Annotated in this window: 1 protein-coding gene; it reads left to right on the top strand. The window is 63.7% G+C overall.

Going from position 1 to position 1,072, the window contains the following annotated elements; all coding sequences use genetic code 11:
- Positions 1-1,041 (top strand): IS1249 family transposase (locus ACIPV6_RS23720; RefSeq protein ID WP_400273245.1); only part of this gene is annotated, 1,041 nt, incomplete at its 5' end.
- Positions 1,042-1,072 lie beyond the last annotated feature (31 nt).

Here is a 1,072-nt window from a genome sequence, read left to right as displayed (position 1 = left end):
GGTGAACGCCCTGATGTGAGCCGCCGGGCGGAGTTGGAGGCTTTCCTTGGCTGGCTTCTGGGCACGTCCACTCAAACGTCGTTTGGTTCATTTGGCACGGCCCGGTCGTTTCGCCGGCGCACTGCATGGTGCTGGAACGTTGCCCCGCTGATCCCGGTGACCGGGGAGATCCATGAGCAGATCCAGGTCGATGGGATCTATGTCGGTTCGTGGTGCTGCCTGATCGCGATCTCCGGGGACTTTGTCTTGGGCTGGCAGTGGTGTGACACCGAGAAGAAAGCGGCGTGGACGGCGTTGCTCCACCGGTTCCCTGCCCCTCGGGTGGTGATCACCGATGGCGGGTCCGGGATCGCCGCTGCCTTGTCTGAATGCTGGTCCGGAACCGCGGTCCAACGCTGCCTGGTCCATGTCCAACGGAACGTCCGCACGTACCTGACGAGCAGGCCCAGAACCGAGGCGGGCAAAGAGCTGCTGCGCCTGGGCCGGGCGCTGACCCGGATCAACGCCCCGGCCGAAGCCGCGGCCTGGTTGGCGGGGCTGAACGACTGGCACCAGCACTACGGGGACTTGATCAAAGCCCGCACGTACCGGACCACCGCCGCGTTGGTCCCGGGATGGGTGCGGGCGAACCAAACTTGGTGGTACACCCATGACAGGCTCCGCAAGGCCTATCGGCTGTTGGAGCGCCTGAGCCAGGCAGGGACGCTCTTCACGTACCTTGGCCGTGAACATGTCGGGCTGGATATCGCCTCAACAACGAACAGGATCGAGGGCGGCACAAACGCTCAATTACGTCGTCTGCTGCGGGCCCACCGGGGTATGCCTGAAGAACACCAAAAACGAGCCATCGAGTGGTACCTCTACCTGCACAGCGAACAACCGCGCCCGCCAACCAAGCTCATCGAAACCCGCCACTACCGGCCAACCACGACAACAACCCCAGCCTCGAAAGAACCAGAACCAGGACCCGAGCTCTACAGCTCCGGCCTCAGCCCCGACGAAGGCCTTTGGCACCGCACCGGATGGGCCGGACGAGCCTGACACACCCGGGATTTACACACGTTTTGTCCTA

The sequence above is a fragment of the Paenarthrobacter sp. NPDC089988 genome, assembly GCF_044748465.1.
Lineage (GTDB): Bacteria > Actinomycetota > Actinomycetes > Actinomycetales > Micrococcaceae > Arthrobacter.
Note: the sequence above shows the minus strand (reverse complement) of the source record. Positions and strands in the feature narration are given on the sequence as shown.